This is a genomic window from Nocardiopsis endophytica (assembly GCF_027706725.1).
Lineage (GTDB): Bacteria > Actinomycetota > Actinomycetes > Streptosporangiales > Streptosporangiaceae > Nocardiopsis_A > Nocardiopsis_A endophytica.
Window position 1 is genome coordinate 41,025 of sequence record NZ_JAQFWQ010000001.1, and the last position, 22,281, is coordinate 63,305.

Sequence of the window (22,281 nt, forward strand, 5' to 3'; positions counted from 1 at the left end):
GTGGAAACGACAAAGGCCAGGTCCCGGAATCTACCGGGTGACCTGGCCTTTTCTTTGTGGAGCGGATGACGGGAATCGAACCCGCGTTATCAGCTTGGGAAGCAAAGGTGCTGGTGGGCGGCCGACATGGCGATCCTCTGACCTGCACTGGGGTGGCGGCTCGTCGGCTGAGTCTCCGTGAGTTCCCGTGATCGTCCACCACATCTGGCACGAATCTGGCACGCCGCGAGCGCCCGAGGTCTGTCGCCGTGTGTAACCACAAGTGGAGCAACCTAAGGCCCGAGCAACCACGGTCCCGGTCCGAAGCACTCGGTCTTGGTGCCACCGGAAAGTAATGGGGCGGACCATCTCATCGTTCTTCACGGGTCCAACCTATACCTTCTGTCCTGTCGTAAATATTAGGGGACGTCAGGCAGGTCTGCCTATAGGTATTTAATCGGATCCGATCTATTCGGGAATATCCTGATAATCGACCCCTAGTTCTTCGCGACTGGCAGACAGGAACGCATTCCCTAGAATCGCTAGATGGTTCTGGAAGCTGATGTTCTCTTGCGTGTTTTGAGGGGAACCGTCCATCAGCTTGCTCGGGTTGAATTTAGTAATTTCAGCGATGATTGCCCTTGCGGTCAGTTGAGTCTTTTTGCTCTCAGTTACCATTTGGACTTCGTGGAATGAGTAGATTAACTGCTCGACTGCTGCGACGCATTCCTTGCTAGTCGCATTAAATTCGGTCAATGTTGGGCTGTTTTGATCTTGGGGGGAGCGAGGGCCTCCCAGGATGTTCATCCAGTTCGATTTCGTTTGAAAAGTCTGTAAATTTTTTAGAAAGGTGGAGTATTTGACCCTCCTCTCGCTGTCCGTGCGCTCCTTCTTCTGGAAATCAAGCTCTCTGGCTTGATCTTCTATCTGCCATGCTCGGGTGATCTTTGCGTGCGCGAACTGCAGGGCCGCTCCCAGGGTTACGCCAAGCAGGGAAGCGATAAGTCCAATTAGTGTAGTGTTCATTTTCCCTATCTCCAATCGCGGGCTATAGGTAATTTTGTAGTGGATTAGGTAAAAGGGGTGCGGCTAGATCTTTTATTTCCCGAGAGTCGTGTTTCGTGTCTCTGGTGCAGGTAGAGGAGTACCTGCAGGCGATTAAGAGGTTGGCTGCCGAGGATTTTACCCGTGTTGAAGCTGAGAAAGTCGGCGGCCGCAGGTCGATCCCGCGCGGGTTCTGGCGCGAGTCTCCCGCGCCTCCGCACGTCCTGAGCGCGCCAGGTTCCGTGCGGGCCCTGGGGGTCCATGGGGGCGAGAGCCCCCTGGTACTACCAGTCCTCAGCCGATGTTCCCGGCTAGGTGTACCGCTCTGCATGGCGGTCAGGGCGCGACGGCGCACCCCGGAGCGGGCGGAGTGGGCGCGCGCCCTGGCTGGCCCCAGCGGCCGTCCGCCGCTCGGGACCGGGCGGCAGCCCGCAGCCCGAGCGGCGGACGGCAAGCTGGGCGCGACGGCGCGAAGCACCTTCGCCCTTGATCTCATATAGCCCAATTCGGCAATCAGGGCGCTGAACTGGCGGGAAGGGCGTCCAGGGCGCGGCGCCAGGGGAACTCTTGGAGCTTGCCCGCACCGCTCCCGGCCTCATGAGGCTCGAAGCCTTCGGGGCCGATGAGGACGGGGACTCCTTCCGCGCGCAGTGCTGTGATGCTGTTCTGGAAGGGGGTACGGCGGGAGTAGGCCGCATTCGTGAACGGCAGGATGACCACGGGGATGCCAAGCCCGATCGCTTCGTTGACGACGTCCAAGGCGTAGGTGTCCGCGATGCCGTTCGCGAGCTTGTTGATGGTGTTGAAGGTGGCCGGTGCGATGATGATCGCGTCGGCCTTCGGGCTGCGCGGGGATCCTGGCGCTCGGTGCTCGCTGCGGACAGGGCGGCCCGTCTGCTTTTCCAACGCCTCAGTATCGATGAAGGCCAGGGCGGACGGGGTCGAGATCACCTGGACGCCCCATCCACGTTCGTGGGCCATGTCGATGAGCTTGCCCACGTCACCTGCGGGTCCGGCTGCGCAGACGACAATGTAGACGGTCTTCGTCTCGGCGCTCATCGGGTTGTGGCTGTCCTCTCGGCGAGTTCGGTGATGCTGGTGTGCAGATGGCCGGTCGAGCGGGACCGGAGGTCGTCTAACAGGCCGCGCACCATCGGGCGGGTGGCCAACTCCTCCGGCGCGATCCGCTCGGCGGTGGCGAGTGCCTGGTAGGCCTTGTCGAGTTTTCCCCACTGGCTGTAGGCGCGGGACGCGTCGACGAAGAGCATCGCCTTGCGCTCAGTGACGTCGATGTTGTCCAAGTCGATGCGGCGCGCGTAGTCGATGGCGCTGCCCGCGTCGCCCAGTTCCACCGCTGCGTTCACGCGGTGGAGAAGCACGTTCGTCGGACCGAACGCCGTCCATTGGTAGTTGTGGTCGCCCCCGAGCCTTCGCCCGGCGTCCTCGGCCTCCTCAAGCAGGATGAGGGCCTGGGCGCGGTCCTCGCGTTGGGCCGCCGCGACGGACCCGCTGAGGAGAAGCGCCCCGTAGACGGACAGGGAGTCCGGCGTGTGCTCTTCGGTGCCTTCGGCGACGCGTTGCGCGGCATCCGATGCGAAATCGGCTGCGGCGCGGTAGTGGCGGTCGCGCATGAGCGCGCGGGTGAGGACGCGTGCGCTTGCTCCGGCGGTCGTCGGGTTCTCGCTGTCCCGGGCTGCGCGCATGCTCCGGTCGGCCGCGAGCCACGCGAGTCCGCGTTCCTCGGTCTTGAGCAGGACGCTGGCCGCGACGTGGTAGGCCTCGGCCCGCAAGGTGTGTACCCGCAAGCGCTCGTCACCTTCAAGGGCGGATGCTGCGTCGTCCAAGCGGCTGAGTAGTTGGGGAAGGCGCTTGGCGACTGCGGTGTAGTGGCACGCCTGGTATCCGGCCTTGGCCCGGTGCACGTCCTTGGAGAGACCGGCCACGTCGTATCGCGCGGCGGGGCCCGCGGCCGGCGGGCCTGCGTACCTGGTCAGGGCTGCTGCGATGTCGTCGAAAGAGAGTGCCGGGCCGGTCGCCGCCTGGAAGAGGGTGGCCCCGGCCAGTCCGACGAAGTCTCTGCGCCGCACGTCCTCGTCTGCCTCCTCACGCAACGGGGCGAACTGGGGCGGAACGGCCTGCTCTGCCTGGGTGGCGGGCGGCCTGTTCGCCGTGAATGCCGCGACGTCCTTGGGAGCCAGTCCGAAGAGCATGCGTGCGGTGTCCGGCATGCCGATGCCCTCGGCCACGCGCTCATAGACCTCGAACGCGACGACCGTCTTCCGCCCGTTCAGGATCTCGCTGATCCGCCCCTGGGATATCCCGGTGGCGGATGCGAGCCGGGTTTGGCTGGCCCCGCCGAACCGCTGGGCGAACCGCAGAAGTCCGGGCACGTCACGTGCCTGCAGGAGGCCGCGGGCCTCCTCGCGCTCCCACGCCCAAGCGGGCACGGTCACGCCCTCCCATGCTCGCCCTGCCATCACGGCCTCCGATCGGGGGGAGTCACATCGGCCACGGCCATTATCCCCAGCAGGGATACCCGCACGGGATGGGTTCCAGCGGCCGGAACCGGAATCGTCGTCTCCATGAACGACACCCCCACTGCCAAGTGCAAGCACTGCCGTGGACGCGGTCGCAAGATGCTGCGTCCGAGGAAGCTCCTCGTCGTCGGCTCTGCTGGGGGACCGGTCCCCGCACGCCGCTACGTGGCGTGCGCCTGCTGCCGCGGGACCGGTGTGGAAGCGGCTTGAAACAGACAGACCCCCGCGACGGGTGGTGCCGTCCGGGGGCGTGGCCAACGCTGCATGGGAGCGCTGACATGGAGAACCCTAATGCTCGCGATCCGGTCCCCGATACGTCCGGCGGGGACACGGTCCACATGGTCCGCCAAGAGGTCGGCATAGAGGAGCTGAGGCTCTGGGCCGCCGAACACGGCGCGAGCATCATCGAATGCGGCGAGGACCTGAACGGCTACCGGATCTGCTTCGCCCGCCACCGCGAGTCCACCCGGGTGGCGAAGATCCCGCCCGAGAGGCACCCGCGATGGTACGTGGGCTTCCAGACCTGAAGGCGGCCGCGCGGCCGCGGCTCCGGTAACGCCTTCCCACCGGCCGTGCGGCTTCGGAGGTGGCCCCGGTGTCTCTTGGGGGGAGGCCGGGGCCACCGCCCGGACAGGTCCGTACGCCTCCACCTGGGAGGGTCGGAAGCACGCCGCTAAGCTGCTTGACCAGACGAGCATTGGATTAACCGGACGGTTGTTTATGTCGAGCATGGACTTCGCTCCGCCGAAGTACGTACAGATCGTGCAGGCGGTGCAGGAACGGATCACCGACGGGACCTACCCGGTGGGCACGCAACTGCCCTCCGAATCGGGGATGGTCCGCGAGTTCGGGGCGGGACGCAGCACTGTGGTCCGCGCTCTGGAGATCCTGCGAATGGAGGGCTGGATCGACCGCGAGCACGGGCGCGGCTCCTTCGTGAAGGGGGTGCCCACCACCGCGGTGGAGCGCTCGCATGCGGGCGCAAGCGCCTTCGACACCGCCGAGCAGGGAGGGGAGGTGAAGATCATCGAGACGGGACGGACGACGGCCCCGGCCGCGATCGCTGAGGCCCTGGGGTTCCCGGAAGGGTCCCCGGCCATCAGGCGCCAACGTGTGCTCATGGCCGACGGTGAGCCGAGTGAGCTGGTCACGCTGTGGTTTCCACTGGACGTGGCCGATGGCACGGATGTAGGCAAGGACCAGTTGATCACCATCGGGGTGCGTGAGCACCTGCATGCGCTCAAGCGGTTGCGCCCGGCGCGCGTGGCCGAGCGGCTGTCGGCGCGGCACGCGACCGGGGAAGAGGCCCGGTTGCTGCAACTAGGAGAGCACACGCCGGTGCTGTCCATCCTCGCGCGGATCCTGGACGGTTCGGACGGCGTGCTAGCCGTCGCGGACATCGTGTTGCCGGGTGACCTGCACGAATTGGAGGACAGCTACCCCGCGGCGTAGCGGGCGACAGATCCGAGGGTTCAACCACTTGTCCGGTCGAGTTGAACCCGCTATTTTGAAGACAGCTCGACCGGACAAGTGGTCGACAGGACGGTTGGAAGAGGAGTGTTCTCATGGCGATTCAGGGTGCGATCCCGGTGGAGTTCGGGACGGTGTTCCCCCACGGCGCCTTCGCCCTCGGGGTGGAGGCCATCACCGACTTCGAGACCAAGCGCCCCCAGCTCGACAAGAACACCGGGCTGCCGCTGTGGGCGGTGGACGTGATCGACGCCGACCCCGAGGCGCGGGGCAAGGCCAAGTCGGTCAAGGTCAAGATCCCCGCGCAGGTGTGCCCGGTGCTTCCCGAGGAGGCGGCGGGTCTGCCGTTCCGCCCGGTGGAGTTCGAGGACATGGCCGTCATGCCATACGTCGACGACAACGGGCGGCGTCCCCGGGTGGCCTACTCGCTGCGGGCGCGCGGGATGAAGGCCCCGGGCGGCGGTGCCCGCAAGGCCCCGGCCTCGGCCGGTGCGGGTGCGAAGGGCGGCGAGTGATGGCGTTCACGGTCGTGACCGCGTGCTTTGACGAAGGCTTCGATGCGGTTCTGGCCTCCGGTGCCCGGCTCGTCATCAACAGCGATGGCCTGATCTTCCAGCTCGGTCCTGAGGACGGCACGGCAGTCACCGCGCATGAGGTGGAGGCGGCTCGGTCGCTGGCCAAGGCGGCTCGTGGACTCGCCCGAGAGATGGAGCGCCTTCACCGCGCCCGGTAGGGGCATCCGACAGACGGCGGGGCGGCCTGGTGCGCCAACACCATCGGCCGCCCCTTCACCCCCTGAGAACTGGTCAAACCCAAGGAAGCTGTGTGTTCATCATGGCAGAACGACCCGCACGCGTTACCGCCCGGGAGATCGCCGACTTCCTGACCGCGCTGCGCGAGCACCGCTCGGTCCCGGCCGCCTCGGAAGCGGCCTCCCGCGTGGACATCCTGGCCTGGAAGGCCTCCCTGCTCGACCGCATGGCGGCCAACACCCGCGACCCCGAGACCCGCGCCACGGCCGCCGCTGCCCGCGCCGACCTGGCCGCCGCCCGCGCGGAGCTGGCGGCTGATCGTGCTGAGGCTCTGGCCGACTCCTACGTCCTGCGGATCGGGGGTGAGCACTGATGCTCGGCGGCAAGGGAAACGGGGCCTCCCAGGTTCAGCACACCGCCCCCGTCCCCGCGCACGCGGTCCGCTTCACCACCCCGGTCGTGGAGACCCCGGCCGCCTTCATCATCGGCCGGTGGGCCTGGCGCCTCCTGGCGTTCCTCGTGGCGCTTCCGGTGCGCTACCCGCTCTCGGTGGCCTCGGTGGCCGTCCTGGTGGGCTCGTGGGCGCTGTGGGACTGGGTGGGCCCAGCGGTGGTGTGCACCGTCGCCGTCGTCGGCGGGCTGGTCTGGCGCCGATACCACCGGGCCTCCTTCCGGCGCTGGGTGGTGCTGCGGCTGCTGGGGCTGGTGCGCGGGATCTGGGTGTACCGGCGGCACTGGCAACCCGTCCTCGTGGTGTCCGGCCTGGCTGAGTCGTACTTGGAGCGCCAGTACCTCCCGCGGATCCGCTCGGTGGTCTGCTCGGAGTGGGCCGACCGGGTCCGCGTGAAGCTCGTGCCGGGGACCGCCCCGTCCGACTTCGAGGAGCGCACGCCCCAGCTCGCGCATGGCTTCCAGGCCCCGGCCTGCCGGGTGGAGGTCCTCGGCCCCCTGGACGTGGTGCTGGAGTTCCCGCGCCGTGACATGCTCGCCGACCCCATCGGAGCCATGCCCGTCCCGGACGGCGGGGACGCCGTTGACCTGGCCGCTCTGCCGATGGGGCGGTGCGAGGACGGCCGCACCTGGACCATGCGGCTGCACGGCACACACGTCCTGGTCGCCGGTGTCACCGGCGCGGGCAAGGGGTCGGTGATCTGGTCGGCGGTGCGCGCGATGCTCCCCGCGATCGAGGCCGGGCTTGTGCGGGTGCGGGCGGTGGATCCCAAGCGGATGGAGCTGTCCTACGGACGCCCCCTGTTCCACCGGTACGCCGACTCCGGGGAAGCCTGTGTGGAGCTGCTGGAAGAGGCCGTCCGGGATATGCAGGCACGGGCGGACACCTATGCCGGTCGGCTGCGCTCCCACACCCCCACCGCGGAAGACCCCTTCGAGGTTGTTCTTCTCGACGAGGTGGCGTTCCTGACCGCCTACCACCCCGACCGGGAGGTGCGGCGGCGTGCCGAGAACGCCATGGCCACCCTCACCAGCCAAGGCAGGTCGGTCGGGTTCGCGGTCCTGGCCGCGCTGCAGGATCCGCGCAAAGAGGTCATGAACCTGCGCAACCTGTTCCCCGACAAGGTCGCCCTGCGCCTGGACGAGGCCTCGCAGGTGGACATGGTGCTCGGCCCCGACGCCCGGGACCGGGGTGCGGATGCGCACCTGATCGACCCGTCCGCCCCGGGCACCGCGTTCGTCCGCCTGGAGGGCTCCAAGATCCCCACCCGGGTGCGGGCGGCCTACGTCTCCGATGCCGACATCGACGCCATGACCGCCGCCGAGACCGGTGGGGAGGGTGAGGGCTGATGCCGACCGTTACCGGTAGGACCACCCGGGCAGAGCGCATGGCCCAACCCCTGGCCCGTGAGGTCGCCGAGCAGATCGCCGCCGACAAGGGCGTGTGCATCCGCCCGGTCTCCCTGCGCCGCACCGACATCGCCACCGGCCACACGGAGGTGATCGACGTTCCGTGCGGGTCCACGCTGGCCTCCCGGTGCCCGGCCTGTGCCAAGCGCAAGCGGTCCATGCGGCGCTCGCAGTGCGAGGAGGGCTGGCACCTCACTGAAGAGCCCGAACCCGCCCCCGACGACCCCACCGACGTCCAACAGGACTGGGTGAAGCGCCGGGCTGTGGTCACCGCTGAGCGTGACCGCCTGGCCGACGAGGGAGGTGCCGCCCCTGAGGAGTTGGCGGCCCTCGATGCTGCGATCGCCGACCTGGACGAGGAGATCGCCGCCTCCGGGCTGCGCGGCTCCGTCGCCCCCTCCTCGGCGTCCTCCCGTCCCCGGCGGTCCCGGTCCACGCGGCGGCGCCAGGATGCCCCGGACCTTCCCAAGCGGCAGATGAAGCGCTCCACCCTGGGGCGGGCCTTCACCGACCCCGCCTCGGGCAAGGTCTTCCGCCCCTCGATGTTCCTCACGCTCACCCTCGACTCCTACGGGCGCGTGAAGAGCGACGGCACCCCGGTGGACCCGGCCACCTACGACTACCGGCGGGCGGCGCGCGACGCGCTGCACTTCTCCAAGCTGGTGGACCGGTTCGTGCAGAACCTCCGCCGCGTGGCCGGATTCGACGTGCAGTACTTCGCCTCGGTGGAGCCCCAACGGCGCTTGGCTCCGCACGTCCACATGGCCGTGCGCGGGACCCTGCCCCGGTCCGAGGTGCGCCAGGTGGCCGCGGCGACCTACCACCAGGTGTGGTGGCCGCCCGCCGACGAGGCGGTGTACGAGGGGCCGGGCGTGCCGGTGTGGGACGAGGCGACCGGGAACTACTGCGACCCGGCCACCGGAGAGGTCCTGCCCACCTGGGACGAGGCCCTGGACGCCTTGGACGAGGATCCGGGAGCGGAGCCGCACCACGTGGTCCGGTCCGGCTCCCAGGTGGACGCCAAGGGGGTGGTTGCGGGTTCGGAGGATGCGGACCGGTGCGTGCGCTACCTGGCCAAGTACCTGACCAAGGACATCGCCGAATGCCACACCGTGGACACCCCCGCACAGGAGGTCCACGTTGACCGCCTGGTGGAGGCCCTGCGCTACGAGCCCTGCTCGCCGCGGTGCGCGAACTGGCTGCGCTACGGCGTCCAGCCCGAGGGGGCCAAGGCGGGCATGGTGCCCGGGTTCTGCCGCTCCAAAGCCCACCGGCGCGAACACCTGGGCTATGCGGGCCGTCGCGTCCTGGTGTCCCGGAAGTGGTCGAACAAGACCCTGGCCGACCACAAGGCGGATCGGCTGGCGTGGGTGCTCGAACAGCTCGGCGTCGCCCCCGACGCCCCCGACTCCGAAACGGCCGGCGGGGCCCTGCCGGTGGTCAACGGGTCCTTCGCCTGGGAACTCGCCCGCCCCACAGACCCGGACGTGCCGCCCCGCGAACACCGCCTGCTGCGCGCGGTCGGCGAGACCCTCAAACGCCGCGCCCGCCTCGACGCCGCACGCTCCCCGAATCTCTCGGCAATGGAAGAGGTCGCCTGATGGCACGCACGACCACCCGGCCGTCCGGTCGCCTGCTCACCGTGGCTGAGGCGGCCGACCGCCTGAACACCACCCCTCGCTACCCCCGGCGGCTGATCGAAGAGCGCCGCATCACCTTCGTCAGGATCGGTCGCCACGTCCGCATCCCCGAATCCGCCCTGGACGAGTTCATCGCCGCCGGTGTGGTCGAGCCGATGCGGCTTCGAGGAAGGAGGGCCGCATAGGTGGGCGGTAACAACAAGGGGACTCGTCGGCAGTTCGGTGCTGTACGGCCGCTCTCCTCCGGGCGCTACCAAGCGCGCTACCGGGGGCCGGACGGTATCGAGCGACCTGCGGATCGGACGTTCGCGACTCAGAAGGAGGCCGCGCGCTGGCTCACCCTGAAGGAAGCCGAGATCGCTCGGCAGGAGTGGATAGACCCCGACGCCGGGACCATCCGGTTCGGTGACTACGCCGCTGGGTGGCTGGAACAGCGGGAGCTGAGTCCGAAGACCGAACAGCTCTACGAAGGACTGCTACGTATTCATCTCAAGCCGACCTTCGACCACATGTCCATCAAGGACATCCGAGAAGCGCACGTGCGCAAGTGGCGTACGGCTCGGCGGAAGTCCAAGGTCGGCAAGACCACGGTGGCCAAGGCGTACCGGCTGATGCGGGCCATCCTGAACACCGCTGTCAGGGACGAATTGATCCGTAAGAACCCGTGCCAGATCGAGGGGGCCGGTGTGGAGAGCAGCGACGAGCGGCCGGTGCTGTCGGTCGCCGAGGTGTTCAAGGTGGCCGATGCGATCAACCCGCGTTACCGGGCCCTGGTGCTGTTGGCGACGTTCGGCAGTCTCCGATGGGGAGAGCTGGCAGGGCTGCGGCGGCGGTACCTGGATCTGGACGACCGGACGGTGACCATCCGGGAGACCGTCTATGACCTGGCCCATCTCGTCCCGGGGACACCGAAGTCCAAGGCCGGGTACCGAACGGTCGTGCTTCCCTCGCTGATCATCGACGACCTCAAACGACACCTGGGCAGGTTCGCGGCTCCCGGGGAAGACGGCTTCGTGTTCGTCGGGGCCAGGGGCAACCCGCTGCGGCGTGCGAACTTCTCGAAGTACTGGGCGGACGCCTGCGAGAAGGCGGGTGTGAAGGACGTTCACTTCCACGACCTGCGCCACACGGGCAACACCTACGCGGCAGAGGCGGGGGCGTCGCTGCGAGAGCTGATGAACCGCATGGGGCACTCCAGTCCGCGGGCCGCGATGGTCTACCTCCACGCTCGCGAGAACCGTGCTCGGGACATCGCCGATGCCTTGGGGGAGAGGGCCGCAGACGAACTCAAGCGGTCCTGGACGGACACCCTCGATGCTGCAGACGGTGATGACGACGATGACGAGGATCCGCCGACCGTCGGTGCCCGCGTCTGAGCATCTGGCAAGAAACTGGCACGCGGACCGCTGAAAGGCGGACGAACGACAAAGGCCAGGTCCCGGAATCTACCGGGTGACCTGGCCTTTTCTTTGTGGAGCGGATGACGGGAATCGAACCCGCGTTATCAGCTTGGGAAGCTGAAGTTCTACCATTGAACTACATCCGCGTCGGGCCGCCTTGCGGCTGCCAACGGGCCTCATCATAGCGGACTCTGGGGCGGAGCGGTAACCGGCCGTGTCCCCGGGGGGCCCGGGCGGGGCGGTCCGGGTGGTCGTCGCAGCAGGTAGGTTCTGTTCCGTGCTGCTCTCCGATCGCGATATCAGGTCCGAAATCGAGTCCGGGCGGGTGAAGATCGACCCCTACGACCCCGGGCTGATCCAGCCGTCCAGTATCGATGTCCGCCTGGACCGGTACTTCCGGGTGTTCGAGAACCACAAGTACCCGCACATCGACCCCGCCGTCGAGCAGCCCGACCTCACGCGGCTCGTGGAGGTCGAGGCGGACTCGGAGTTCATCCTGCACCCGGGCGAGTTCGTGCTGGCCTCCACCTACGAGGTCGTCACCCTTCCGCACGACATCGCCAGCCGCCTGGAGGGCAAGAGCTCCCTCGGGCGGCTCGGGCTGCTCACGCACTCCACGGCCGGGTTCATCGACCCCGGCTTCTCCGGGCACGTCACCCTGGAGCTGTCGAACGTGGCCACCCTGCCGATGAAGCTCTACCCGGGCATGAAGATCGGCCAGCTCTGCATGTTCCGCCTCAGCTCCCCGGCCGAGCACCCCTACGGCTCGCCGCGCTACGGCTCGCGCTACCAGGACCAGCGCGGCCCCACGCCCTCCCGTGCGTTCCTCAACTTCGGGAGGGCGCAGGTCTGACGACCGGGCAAGGGCCTCAGTAGCGGTAGGGGGAGTACGGCGTCGAGGGCTGCGGGGCGGCCCTGGGCCTTTCGCGCTTGGGGAGCAGCCAGGCCGACAGCAGCCCGCCGGCGAAGCCGAACAGGTGCGCCTGCCACGACACGCCCTCCTGCTGGGGCAGCACGCCCCAGATCAGCGTCCCGTAGAAGACGATCACGCTGATCATGATCACGATGTCGATGGTCCTGCGCTCCACGATCCCGCGCAGCACGGTGTAGCCGAAGTACCCGAAGACCAGCCCGCTCGCCCCGACGGTGAGCACCCCGGGCGGGCTGAACAGCCACACCCCGACCCCGCTCACGACCACCACGATGAGCGTCGTCCAGATGAACCGGCCCAGGCCCCCGCTCAGCGCCACCAGCGAGCCCAGCACGAGGAACGGCAGCGAGTTGCTGATGAGGTGGCCGAGGTTGGCGTGCATGAAGGGGGCCGTGACGATCGTCCACGGCGCGCCCGTGTCCCACGAGCGGAGCCCGAACGCCGAGTCCAGCGCGCCGCCCATGACCGAGTCGAACAGTTCGAAGATCCACATCGCCGCGAGGAACCCGGCGACGGTGAGTATGGCGACTATCCGTGAGTGCGTCACCCTTTCGACTCTATGCGAACCGCCCAAGCCGTCCCAGTCCCGTTCCCGGGGCGGGGGACGAGTGCGGGGTCACGGCTTGTAATTGCGCTGACCTGCTGTGTTGCGCATTGGAGTGACCTGTTTCACACATGAATGGTGTGTGGTGCAGATCACATTGCGAGGGGTCGGCATCGTCGGGGACGCGGCACTTCCTCGGATGGGCGGTGTGACGCGGGTTAAACGTGTTATTTGCGCGTGACCATCCCATGTGAACCGGTCAGGCTTCCTCGTTAACCTGCGACTTCGGCATAAACAGGACTTAAGGAACGGGTCCCCGCCCCCGTTCACCCCCGGTCCCGAGTGCGACGCAGCCGATGAGGGAGCCGAAGAGGAGACCGTGCCAGCAGTACGCGCAGAGAATCTCTACAAGGTGTTCGGGAGGCGGGCGGCCGCGGCCGTCGAGGCGCTCTCCGACGGGCGCCACCGCGACGACATCGCCGACCTCGGCGTCACCGCCGCCGTCATCGACGCCTCCTTCGAGGTGGAGCCGGGCGAGATCTTCGTGGTCATGGGCCTGTCCGGGTCCGGCAAGTCCACCCTGATCCGGATGCTCAACGGCCTGCTCCCGCCGACCTCCGGCACGGTCGAGATCGACGGGACCGACATCACCGGGCTGAAGAAGGCCGAGCTCCGCAAGGTGCGCAGCGAGAAGGTCAGCATGGTCTTCCAGCACTTCGCGCTGTTCCCGCACCGCTCGGTCGCCGACAACGCCGCCTACGCCCTGGAGGTCCGCGGCGTGGCGCGCGAGGAGCGGCAGGCCAAGGCCCTGGAGGCGCTGGAGCTCGTCGGCCTCAAGGGCTGGGAGGACAAGCTCCCCGGCCAGCTCTCCGGTGGCATGCAGCAGCGCGTCGGCCTCGCCCGCGCGCTGGCCGCCGACACCGACATCATCCTCATGGACGAGGCCTTCAGCGCCTTGGACCCGCTGATCCGCCGCGACATGCAGACCCAGCTCCTGGAGCTTCAGGCCTCGCTCGGCAAGACGATCGTGTTCATCACCCACGACCTCAACGAGGCGATGCGCCTGGGCGACCGCATCTGCGTGCTCCGCGACGGCCGGGTCGCCCAGATCGGCACGGCCCAGGAGATCCTGGACCACCCCGCCAACGACTACGTCGCCACCTTCACCGAGGACGTCGACCGCACCCGTGTGCTCACCGCCGCGTCGGTGATGGTCCCCGCCGCCCCCTACGCCGCGCCGACCGACACCCCGCACGCCGTGCTGCGGGCCATGCGCGAGCACGACCGCGACTTCTGCTTCGTGCTCGACGCCGACGAGCGCCTGCTCGGCGCCGTATCGGCCGCCGACGCCGAGGCCGCGAAGAAGAAGGGCGCCGACGACATCGCCGGCGCCGTCGAGCCCGTGGAGGAGACGACCGCCCCCTCCGCCGTGCTGGCCGACCTGTTCAGCGCCGCCGCGCGCTCGGAGCGCCCGCTGGCCGTCGTCGGCACCGACGACCGCATGCTCGGCGTCATCCCGCGCGCCGCCTTGCTCGACGGACTCGCGATGGAGGGGAGCCGCTCGTGAACCCGATGACCGTCCCCGTCCCGCAGCTGCCCGTCGGCGACTCCTTCGACGCCTCCATCGAGTGGCTCCGCACCCATTTCAAGGGCCTGTTCGACGTCCTGGGAACGGTGATCGGCGCCTGCGTGGACGCCCTGACCGGCCTGCTCGCCCAGACCTCGGCGACCCAGTTCACCCTGATCGCCTGCGCCGTCATCGCGGTGGGCCTGCTCCGCCACGGCCACCTGCGCCCGGTGGGGATCGCCGCCGCCGTGTGGGCGGGCCTGTACATCGCCGAACTCGCCGGGGGCGTGGCCACCGCGGTGGTCGGCTCGATGCCGGCGGCGTTCTTCAGTTCGGCGATGAGCCTGTACCAGGCCGAGTACGTGTACCCGCCGCTGGTGCTGGCCCTGCTGCTGCTGATCGCCCTGGTGGTGATGAGCTTCACCTACGCCCGGGGCACCCGCCAGGAGCTGTCGGCCGCGCTGACCTGCGTGGTGCTCTTCGCGGTCACCCTGGCCCACTTCACCCTGGGCGTGCAGCTGTCGCTGGTCGTCCTCCCGCTGTTCGTGCTGCTGGCCTACGTGGTGGTGGGCTGGCGCGTGGCCCTGTTCACGGTGGCCGGCTTCCTGCTGATCATCAGCATGGACAAGTGGGACAACGCCATGTCCAGCCTGGCGCTGATCCTGGTGGCCACCGGCGTGGCCGTCGCCGTGTCGCTGCCGCTGGGCATCCTCGCGGCCTACAGCGACCGCTTCAGCACCCTCGTGCGCCCGGTCCTGGACTTCATGCAGACCCTGCCGGCCTTCGTCTACCTGCTGCCCGCGGTGGCCTTCTTCGGCATCGGCGCGGTCCCCGGCGTCATCGCCACGGTCGTGTTCGCCATGCCGCCCGGGGTGCGCCTGACCGAGCTGGGCATCCGCCAGGTCGACAAGGAGCTGGTGGAGGCCGGCGAGGCGTTCGGCGCCCCGGACTGGGCGATCCTGCGCCGCATCCAGCTGCCCCTGGCGCTGTCGACGATCATGGCCGGGGTCAACCAGATCATCATGCTGAGCCTGTCCATGGTGGTCATCGCCGGGATGGTCGGCGCCGGCGGCCTGGGCAACGACGTCTACCGCGGCATCGCCCAGGGCGACGTCCCGGTCGGCTTCGAGGGCGGCATCGCCGTCGTGGTCCTCGCCATCTACCTGGACCGGCTCACCGCGGCCGTCACCCGGTTCTCCCCGGCGGGGCGGGCCGCCGCGGCCGCGCGCTGACCCGGCCCCCGACCCCCCGCATCCGTTCCGACGCCCCCCGCTTCCCCCTCACATCCCCAACCACAAGGAGGAGATGGACATGCGCATTTCCCAGCGCTTCCCCCGGTTCACCGCGGTGGGCGCGGCCTCGGCCGCCCTGCTGCTCGCCGGAGCCTGCGGCGGCGGCAACGTCGCCACCGGCCCCGAGGAGGGCGGCGGCGACGGCGGCGGCGAGAAGATCAGCATCGGCATGATCGCCTGGGACGAGGACATCGCCGTCACCCACCTGTGGAAGGCGGTGCTGGAGGAGAAGGGCTACGACGTCGAGATCGAGGAGGTCGACGTCGCCCCCACCTTCCAGGGCCTGGCCGAGGGCGACATCGACCTCTACATGGACGTCTGGCTGCCGGTCACCCACGAGTCGTACTGGGAGGAGTACGGCGACAGCCTGGAGGACCTGGGCGCCTGGAACACCAACGCCTCGCTCCAGCTCACCGTGCCGTCCTACATGGAGGACATCAACTCCATCGAGGACCTCAAGGGCGAGGGCGACACCTTCGGCGGCGAGATCGTGGGCATCGAGTCCGGCGCCGGCCTGACCAGCGTCACCAAGGACGACGCCATGCCGGCCTACGGGCTGGAGGACGAGTACAAGCTCGTCGAGTCCTCCACCCCCAGCATGCTGGAGGCCCTGGACACCGCGGTCGCCGACGAGGAGCCGATCGTGGTCACCCTGTGGCACCCGCACGCCGCCTACGACCAGTACGACCTCAAGGACCTCGAGGACCCCGAGGGCGCCATGGGCGACGCCGAGGAGATGAAGGTCGCCGGGCGTGACGGCTTCTCCGACGACCACCCCGAGGTCGCCGAGTGGATGAAGGCCTTCGAGCTGGACGATGAGCAGCTCGCCGGCCTGCTGACCAAGGTCCGTGTGGACAACAAGGACGACCCGGAGAAGGGCGCCCGCGAGTGGCTGTCCGAGAACCCGGACGTCCTCGAGGGCTGGATGGGCGACGACGCCGAGGGCCTGGAGTTCTGAGGCCGGACCACTGAAGTACCGAGGGAGGGGCTCCGCCGAGCGGCGGAGTCCCTCCCGTCTTCGTGCGGGCGGTTGCGGTCGGCCACACTAAAGCTAAGAAGTTGCGTTAAGGGGGGCGGGGCTCTAGGGTCGCACTAAAGCTAAATCTTTGCATTAAGGAGGACGGGCATGTCCCCGGACGACCCCGTGCCGATGTCGGCCGCCGGAGCGGCCGCAGCCGAGCACGTCCGTTCCGTCCTGGCGGTCCTGCGGGAGCTGGACACGCACCCGGACCTGGCGGAGACGCACCCCGCGGCCGCCTTCGACCCCATGGAGGAGCCGCCCGGTGCAGCCCTATGAGATGACGCTCGCCTCCGCCGCCGAGGCCGTCCGCGCGCGGCGGCTGTCCCCGGTCGAACTGGTGGACTCGGTGCTCGCCCGGATCGACGAGGTGGAGGCCGACCTGGGCGCCTACGTCTCGGTCACGGCCGACCGGGCCAGGCGGGCGGCCGAGCGCGCCGAGCGGGAGGCCGCCGACGGACGCCCGCTCAGCCCCGTGCACGGGACCGCCGTCGCCCTCAAGGACCTGATCGACGTCGCGGGGCTGCCCACCACCGCGAGCTCGCGCGTGCGCGCGGGGCACACGGCGGCGGCCGACAGCGCGGTCGCCGAGCGCCTGGCGGAGGCCGGGACCGCGCTGGTCGGCAAGGCCCACACGCACGAGTTCGCCTACGGCCTGACCACCCCGCAGACCCGCAACGCCTGGGACCGCGACCGGGTCGCCGGAGGGTCCAGCGGAGGGTCGGCCGTCGCGGTGGCCTCGGGAACGGCGACCTTCGCCCTGGGCACCGACACCGGCGGCTCCATCCGGGTGCCCGCCGCCCTCAACGGCGTCGTCGGACTGAAGCCGACCTTCGGGCTGGTCCCCCTGCGCGGCGTCACCCCGCTGTCCTGGTCCCTCGACCACGTCGGCCCCATCACGCGCACCGTCCGCGACGCGGCCCTGGCGCTCTCGGCCCTGGCACCCGGGTGGGCCGCCGAGGCGGACGACGCGCCGGAGCCCGGTGGCAGCGCGCCGCTGAAGGGGCTGCGCGTGGGGGTGCCGCGGAACTACTTCTTCGACCGCGTCGACGCCGACGTCGAGGCCGCGGTCCGGCGCGCCACCGAACGCCTGGTGGAGCTCGGCGCGACACCCGTCGACGTCGAGATCCCGATGGAGCGCTACGTCCAGGCGGCGCACTGGGGGCTGATGGTCCCCGAGGCCGCCGCCTACCATGAGCCGAACCTGCGCTCCGACCCCGACCTGTACGGGCCGGACGTCCGCGCCCTGCTGGAGGCGGGGACGGCGGTGACCGCCGCCGACCACCTGCGCGCCCAGCGCGCCCGGACGATGATGGCGCGCGCCTGGGCGCGGCTGTTCACCGGCGCCGACCTGGTGGCCGCCCCGACGGTGCCGGTGACCGCGGTGCGGGCGGGCCAGGAGGAGGTGGCCTGGCCGGACGGCACGATTGAAGGGGTCGCCGACGCCTACGTGCGCCTGTGCGCCCCCGCCAACCTCACCGGGGGCCCCGCGCTGACCCTTCCGGTCGGCCGCGACCGCCGCGGTCTGCCGATCGGAATGCAGCTCATCGGGGCGCCCGGCCGGGACGGGGTGCTCCTGCGGGCGGGCGAGGCCTACGAGCGCGCCGAGCCCGGGGCCGGGCGGGCGGCGCCCTGACGGCGCCCCTGTAGGGACGCCCCCGTAGTGGACGCCCCGGGACCGGCTACCTCCCCGCGGTCAGGGAGCGGTCCCGCGGCGGGATGCCGGCGCCGGCCATGAAGGCGTCGACCTTGTGGCGCGACGTCATGCCGGTCAGCGGCAGGTAGGGGCGGCTCGCGCGGCGCCCCTCGGTCGAGGGGAACACGCGCGGGCGCCCTGCCAGGTCGCACAGCCCGAGCGAGCGGGTCCGCCCGGACAGCAGGTAGTACGAACCGATGTCGCCGAAGGGGATGCGCACGATGTAGCGGCCCCGGATGTACCGGAACTCGCCGTCCTCGACCTCCAGCACCGGTGCGCGCAGGGTCAGGCCGTGCACGATGAGGGCGGCGCCGCACAGGGCCAGGAGCCCGCCGAGGACCAGGTTGGCCCAGTGCGCCGGGGAGGCGGCGACGGCCAGCGCCGCCAGCGCGATGAGAACGGCCCCGGCCCCGATCTCCCCTTGCTTGCGACCCACCGGGCAGACCAAGCGAACCGTTTCGGACACGGCAATGCCTCTCTCGTTCCGCGTGACGGGGATGCGGCGATCGCAAGGGAACCCTATCGGCTCCGGGCGCCGCGGACGGCGGTTTCGGAGCGGCGGGGGTGGCGGAATCGCCGCCTTTGCGCCCCACCCTAGAGCCGGACCGCGCGCCGGGGCGGGCGCCGCGCGGAGGAGACGGCAGGTCAGCGCATCAGACGCGCCAGATCGACGCGGGAGCGGATGTTCAGGCGGCGGAAGACGGCGCGCAGGTGGTACTCGACGGTCCGCGGGCTGAGGAACAGGTGCGCGGCGATCTCCCGGTTGGTGGCCCCCTCCGCGACGAGCAGCGCGATGCTGCGCTGCTGCTCTGTCAGGTCGAGCGGCGAGGGTGCCGCCGTCCGCGCGTCCGGGGCGCCGTTGGCCCGCAGCTCGGCGCGCGCCCGCTCGGCCCACACGCTCGCCCCCATGCGCTCGAAGGACTCCAGGGCGTCCCGGAGATGGACATAGGCGCGCCCGGGGTCGCGCTCCCTGCGCAGCGCGGTGCCGAAGAGGAACGCCGTGCGGGCGCGCTCCACCTCGTCGTCCGCGCAGGAGCGGTGGAACTTCAGCGCCTCCTCGAAGTGGGCCGCGTAGTCCCGGGAGTCGCCCGCGCGCGCGAGCAGCGCACGGCTCCGGGCCACCAGCGCGCGCCCGCTGGTGCTGTCGGACCCCTCCGCCCAGCGCTCGTACCCGGCCAACGCGACCTCGGCCTGGTCCTCGGCGCCGTTGCGCACCGCCGCCTCCACGAACAGCGGAGCCGTGAGCACGCGCATGGTCGGGTGCCCGCGCCCGGGTTCGGCGTGCGCGAGCGCCTTGAGGCGGGTGAACGCGGCCACCGCGTCGCCCTGCGACATCTCCAGCAGGGCCAGCGCCCACTCGGCCAGGGCGACGGGCAGCCCGAGCCCGTTGCGGCGTCCGCTCTCCAGGACGGACTCGGCCCGCGCGCGGCACGTGCTCTCGTCCCCCTGGATGGCGGCGAGCAGGCTGAGCCCCGCGAGCAGGTGGGTGGCGCAGTTGGGCTGCCCCGTCTCCCGGGACAGCCGCAGCCCCTTCATCCCGTTGCCGACGGCCGACGGCAGGCGCGCGGTCCAGAACTCGGCGTAGACGAGGAACTGCAGCGCCTGGGGGATGAGCGCGACGGCGCCGCGCCTGCGCGCCGTCTCCGCCGACCGGGAGGCCAGGTCCCTGACCAGGCGGGCGTCGCCCAGGCGCAGGGCGCACACCGACGCGCGCTTCAGCAGGCGCGGCTCGTCGATCCGCCGCGCCAGGCGCACCGCCGTGCGCAGGCGTTCGGCCGCCTCGGGGTAGTGCCCCTGGAAGGACAGCGTGCAGCCCTGGAGGAACGCGGTGCCGAAGTGCATCTCGTCCGGGTCGTCCTCGTGCACCAGGCCTTCGCCCCGCTGCGCCACGTCGTGGTGGCGGAAGGGGTCCCCGGCGAACGAGGCCGCGTCCGCCGCGTGCATGAGCGCCTCGACCGTCAGCGCCCTGTCGTGCGGCGCGAGCCGGTCGGCCGCCGAGACCAGCGTGTCGGCGGCGTCGAAGGTGTCGCCGTTGAGCAGCATGCGGTGGCCGCGCACCATGTCGACCCGGGCCCCGGCCGACCCGGTCGCCCCCGGCGGCCCGGCCGAGGCCAGCAGGTCGGCGGTCCGGTCGGGCCGGCCGCTGCGCCAGGCCGCGTCCGCGGCGGAGGCGAGCCGGAACGCCCGGTCGTGCGGGTCGGGGGTGAGCAACGCCGCGCGCTCCAGGATCTCGGCGGCGGCGCCGTCGCCCTCCAGCGCGCGCGCCCGCACGGCGAGCCGGGCCATCGCCTCGGCGCGCGCCGTGTCGGGGTCGGGGGCCGCCAGGTGCCGGTGGCGCGCGTGCCGGGAGGGGGAGTGCTCGGGGCTGAAGACCCGTTCCAGGCGCGCGTGGGCGGCGCGGCGCAGGGCGACCGGCGCCAGCAGGTAGACGGCGGCGGGCAGCACGGGGTCGGGGAACCGGAGCCGGTCGCCGTCCGCGCGCACGGCGCCGGCCTCCTCGGCCGGGGCCAGGTCGGCCACCGACGCCTCGGCGTCGTCGGCGGCCGCGACCAGGGCGTCGATGCGGGCTCCGGGCTCGGCGGCGGCGAGGAGGAGGATGTCGCGGGTGCGCTCGGGCAGGGGCTCCAGGACGGCGCGGTGCGCTTCGAGCAGCCGCTCGTCGAGCGGAAGCGGGTCGGGCAGCGCCCGTGCCCCCGTCAGGTGGGCGCGTTCCAGGCGGCGGAGGTACCCGCGGAGCGCGAGCGGGTTGCCGTGGCAGGCGCGGGCGAGCGCCGCGCGCACGTGGGAGGCGGCGCCCGGGGCGGCGTCGGCGGCCGCGGCCTCCGCCTCGCGGCGGTCCAGAGGGCGCAGGGGGAGCTCCGGGATGCCGGTCAGGAGCGGGTCGGCCGCCGTGGGGGCCGACACCAGGACCGCGAGGTGCTCGCCGCCCGCCCGGCGGGCGACCGCCGCGAGGGTCTGGCGGGAGGACGGGTCGAGCAGGTGCGCGTCGTCGGCCAGGCAGAGCACGGGCCGCTCCCGGGCCGCGGAGGTGAACAGGGCCAGCAGGGCGGCCGCGGTGGCGGGGGCGCGGCCCTCGCCGCCGTCGAGGACCTCCTCCAGTGCCCGTGCGTGCAGGTCGCGGAGGGTGCCGACGCGGTCGGCGAGCGGGCGCACCAGGCGCTGGAGCCCGGCCCCGGGCATGTCGGCCTCGGCCCGGACGCCGTCGGCCCGGACGAGGAGCAGCTCGGCCCCCGACCGCTCGGCGCGGTCGAGGAGGGCGGTTCGGCCGAGTCCGGGCGCTCCGGTGACGAGGAGGGCGGCGCCGCGCCCCTCGCGGGCGGCGGCGACCGCCGCGGCGATCGCGCCGGTCTCCTGGGTGCGGCCGCGGAGGACGGACGGGTGGCGGGGGGATGGGGTGAGCACGCGTGCACCGTACAGAGCGCGTGGTCCCGCGCCCAGGGGGGTGGGCGCGGGACCGGTGGATCCACGGATGTCCGCCCGGCCGCCCGCTCGCATTCCGGCTCAGGCGGACCTCACGCGGTTCCTCAGTTGTAGGGGCAGGTGGACCGGTAGTCGGAGATGTCGAGGCCGGTCCCCGGTGCCGGGCACAGGAACCGGTCGTAGCGCAGGTCGTCGTCGACGAAGCGCTTCAGCCAGGAGATGCTGTACTTGGCGATGGTGGTGTTGGAGAAGTTGGGCGCGAAGTGGGTCGCGTTGTTCAGCTCCAGGTACGCCTTGTCCAGGCCGCCCGGCATGTTCTCGTAGAACGGGATGGAGTGCGTGCGCACCGAGGCGACGGAGTCGTTCTCGGCGCCCACGACCAGCGTCGGCACCTGCAGGTCGAAGGTCTTCTGCGTGTGCCAGCCGGTGAGCGGGATGGCGGCCTGCAGCGAGGGGTCGTCCTCGGCGGCCTTCAGCGTTCCCCCGCCGCCCATGGAGTGGCCCATGAGGGCCAGGCGGTCGGGGTCGATGCGGTCGGCGACGTCGCTGTCCTCGACCAGGTAGTCCAGCGCGCGGTCCAACTGGCGCGCGCGGCTGTTCGGCTGGTCGTAGCGGGTCAGGGTGTCGATGGTGAAGACCACGAAGCCCTGGGACGCGAGCCGGGGGCCGAGCCAGGAGATCGAGGACTGGCCCGCCGTGTAGCCGGGGGAGATGGCCACGGCGCCGAACGTGCCCTCGCTGGTGTCGGTCGGGTAGTAGATGGTCCCGCCTCCGAACCCGGTGACGCTCAGCGAGGAGACGCGCTCCTCGTCGACGTCGAAGTAGCCGCGGGGGGCCTCGATCGAGTCCTCCGTCGGATCGGGGCCGCGCTCGTGGGGGTTCTGCTGCGCGGCGGGCTCGGCGGGGAGCGGGGCGGCGTGCGCCGAGGTGGCGACGGTGCCGCCGCCCAGGGCCAGGGCCGTGGCCGCCAGTAGGGTCCCGGCGGCGCGCGCCCAGCGCGCGCCGCCGGTGTGCGGGGTGGTTTCGATGGACACGGATCGTCTCCCAATCGTGGGGGGTGCTGGTTGACGATCCCGGCCGCTCCCAGGGAGCGGTGGGGGGCGTGCTCTCCGTGAGCGACCGGGGGAACAC

22 protein-coding genes and 1 tRNA gene are annotated in these 22,281 nt (G+C 70.7%); 15 read left to right on the forward strand and 8 right to left on the reverse strand.

The features are described from left to right. Positions 1-447: 447 nt before the first annotated feature. The 3 genes from O4J56_RS00180 to O4J56_RS00190 form a co-directional block, all read right to left on the reverse strand. Positions 448-1,005, reverse strand: coding sequence for a hypothetical protein (locus O4J56_RS00180; RefSeq protein WP_270682954.1), 558 nt, complete (start codon positions 1,003-1,005; stop codon positions 448-450). Positions 1,006-1,536: 531 nt separating this feature from the next. Further along, on the reverse strand, positions 1,537-2,082 hold the full coding sequence (locus tag O4J56_RS00185) for a flavoprotein (RefSeq protein ID WP_270682955.1): 546 nt from the start codon (positions 2,080-2,082) through the stop codon (positions 1,537-1,539). Then, positions 2,079-3,476, reverse strand: a complete 1,398-nt coding sequence (locus tag O4J56_RS00190; RefSeq protein ID WP_270682956.1) for a helix-turn-helix domain-containing protein — start codon at positions 3,474-3,476, stop codon at positions 2,079-2,081. The genes O4J56_RS00185 and O4J56_RS00190 overlap by 4 nt, the downstream gene beginning before the upstream one ends. Positions 3,477-3,838: 362 nt before the next feature. On the opposite strand from O4J56_RS00190, the gene O4J56_RS00195 reads away from it, so the two are divergent. The 9 genes from O4J56_RS00195 to O4J56_RS00235 all read left to right on the forward strand — a co-directional run bounded on the left by O4J56_RS00195 (position 3,839) and on the right by O4J56_RS00235 (position 10,658). Beyond that, entirely contained in the window at positions 3,839-4,087 is a 249-nt protein-coding gene (locus O4J56_RS00195; RefSeq protein ID WP_270682957.1) for a hypothetical protein, read from the forward strand. Between the two features lie 193 nt (positions 4,088-4,280). After that, positions 4,281-5,012, forward strand: coding sequence for a GntR family transcriptional regulator (locus O4J56_RS00200; protein WP_270682958.1), 732 nt, complete (start codon positions 4,281-4,283; stop codon positions 5,010-5,012). Between the two features lie 113 nt (positions 5,013-5,125). Continuing rightward, complete coding sequence (locus O4J56_RS00205) at positions 5,126-5,545, forward strand: plasmid replication, integration and excision activator (protein ID WP_270682959.1); 420 nt, start codon at positions 5,126-5,128, stop codon at positions 5,543-5,545. Then, positions 5,545-5,763, forward strand: a complete 219-nt coding sequence (locus O4J56_RS00210; protein WP_270682960.1) for a hypothetical protein — start codon at positions 5,545-5,547, stop codon at positions 5,761-5,763. Before O4J56_RS00205 ends, O4J56_RS00210 begins: the two co-directional genes overlap by 1 nt. Positions 5,764-5,864: 101 nt before the next feature. Then, on the forward strand, positions 5,865-6,155 hold the full coding sequence (locus O4J56_RS00215; RefSeq protein WP_270682961.1) for a hypothetical protein: 291 nt from the start codon (positions 5,865-5,867) through the stop codon (positions 6,153-6,155). Next, the gene (locus O4J56_RS00220; RefSeq protein ID WP_270682962.1) at positions 6,155-7,582 is read left to right on the forward strand and encodes an FtsK/SpoIIIE domain-containing protein; all 1,428 of its coding nucleotides are present in this window, start codon (positions 6,155-6,157) and stop codon (positions 7,580-7,582) included. The genes O4J56_RS00215 and O4J56_RS00220 overlap by 1 nt, the downstream gene beginning before the upstream one ends. Continuing rightward, positions 7,582-9,243 carry a replication initiator gene (locus O4J56_RS00225; RefSeq protein ID WP_270682963.1) on the forward strand — a complete coding sequence of 554 codons (1,662 nt, stop codon included), beginning with the start codon at positions 7,582-7,584 and terminating at the stop codon, positions 9,241-9,243. The genes O4J56_RS00220 and O4J56_RS00225 overlap by 1 nt, the downstream gene beginning before the upstream one ends. After that, entirely contained in the window at positions 9,243-9,467 is a 225-nt protein-coding gene (locus O4J56_RS00230; protein ID WP_270682964.1) for a helix-turn-helix domain-containing protein, read from the forward strand. The genes O4J56_RS00225 and O4J56_RS00230 overlap by 1 nt, the downstream gene beginning before the upstream one ends. Continuing rightward, on the forward strand, positions 9,468-10,658 hold the full coding sequence (locus O4J56_RS00235; protein WP_270682965.1) for a tyrosine-type recombinase/integrase: 1,191 nt from the start codon (positions 9,468-9,470) through the stop codon (positions 10,656-10,658). A gap of 96 nt (positions 10,659-10,754) precedes the next feature. Here the strand turns inward: O4J56_RS00235 and O4J56_RS00240 are convergent. Then, positions 10,755-10,828 (reverse strand) — tRNA-Gly (locus O4J56_RS00240). A 131-nt stretch (positions 10,829-10,959) separates the two neighbouring features. Between O4J56_RS00240 and dcd the strand changes: the two genes are divergently transcribed. Further along, positions 10,960-11,535, forward strand: a complete 576-nt coding sequence (dcd, locus tag O4J56_RS00245; RefSeq protein ID WP_270682966.1) for a dCTP deaminase — start codon at positions 10,960-10,962, stop codon at positions 11,533-11,535. 16 nt (positions 11,536-11,551) lie between these two features. Here dcd and O4J56_RS00250 read toward each other — a convergent pair whose 3' ends face one another. Then, on the reverse strand, positions 11,552-12,160 hold the full coding sequence (locus O4J56_RS00250) for a rhomboid family intramembrane serine protease (RefSeq protein WP_270682967.1): 609 nt from the start codon (positions 12,158-12,160) through the stop codon (positions 11,552-11,554). Between the two features lie 409 nt (positions 12,161-12,569). Between O4J56_RS00250 and O4J56_RS00255 the strand changes: the two genes are divergently transcribed. The 5 genes from O4J56_RS00255 to O4J56_RS00275 all read left to right on the forward strand — a co-directional run bounded on the left by O4J56_RS00255 (position 12,570) and on the right by O4J56_RS00275 (position 17,670). Further along, the gene (locus tag O4J56_RS00255) at positions 12,570-13,724 is read left to right on the forward strand and encodes a quaternary amine ABC transporter ATP-binding protein (RefSeq protein ID WP_408639067.1); all 1,155 of its coding nucleotides are present in this window, start codon (positions 12,570-12,572) and stop codon (positions 13,722-13,724) included. Beyond that, the gene (locus tag O4J56_RS00260; protein ID WP_270682969.1) at positions 13,721-14,956 is read left to right on the forward strand and encodes an ABC transporter permease; all 1,236 of its coding nucleotides are present in this window, start codon (positions 13,721-13,723) and stop codon (positions 14,954-14,956) included. Before O4J56_RS00255 ends, O4J56_RS00260 begins: the two co-directional genes overlap by 4 nt. Before the next feature lie 73 nt (positions 14,957-15,029). Further along, positions 15,030-15,974: a glycine betaine ABC transporter substrate-binding protein gene (locus tag O4J56_RS00265; protein ID WP_270682970.1), complete on the forward strand. Its 945-nt coding sequence runs from the start codon at positions 15,030-15,032 to the stop codon at positions 15,972-15,974. A 168-nt stretch (positions 15,975-16,142) separates the two neighbouring features. Then, a complete protein-coding gene (locus tag O4J56_RS00270) occupies positions 16,143-16,313 on the forward strand; it encodes a hypothetical protein (RefSeq protein WP_270682971.1) in 171 nt (56 codons plus the stop codon). After that, positions 16,300-17,670 carry an amidase gene (locus O4J56_RS00275; protein WP_270682972.1) on the forward strand — a complete coding sequence of 457 codons (1,371 nt, stop codon included), beginning with the start codon at positions 16,300-16,302 and terminating at the stop codon, positions 17,668-17,670. Before O4J56_RS00270 ends, O4J56_RS00275 begins: the two co-directional genes overlap by 14 nt. Positions 17,671-17,716: 46 nt before the next feature. Here the strand turns inward: O4J56_RS00275 and O4J56_RS00280 are convergent, their stop codons facing one another. The 3 genes from O4J56_RS00280 to O4J56_RS00290 all read right to left on the reverse strand — a co-directional run bounded on the left by O4J56_RS00280 (position 17,717) and on the right by O4J56_RS00290 (position 22,184). Continuing rightward, a complete protein-coding gene (locus O4J56_RS00280; RefSeq protein WP_270683071.1) occupies positions 17,717-18,178 on the reverse strand; it encodes a hypothetical protein in 462 nt (153 codons plus the stop codon). A gap of 197 nt (positions 18,179-18,375) precedes the next feature. Further along, positions 18,376-21,132: a helix-turn-helix transcriptional regulator gene (locus O4J56_RS00285; protein ID WP_270682973.1), complete on the reverse strand. Its 2,757-nt coding sequence runs from the start codon at positions 21,130-21,132 to the stop codon at positions 18,376-18,378. Between the two features lie 122 nt (positions 21,133-21,254). Continuing rightward, a complete protein-coding gene (locus tag O4J56_RS00290; RefSeq protein ID WP_270682974.1) occupies positions 21,255-22,184 on the reverse strand; it encodes an alpha/beta hydrolase family protein in 930 nt (309 codons plus the stop codon). Positions 22,185-22,281 lie beyond the last annotated feature (97 nt).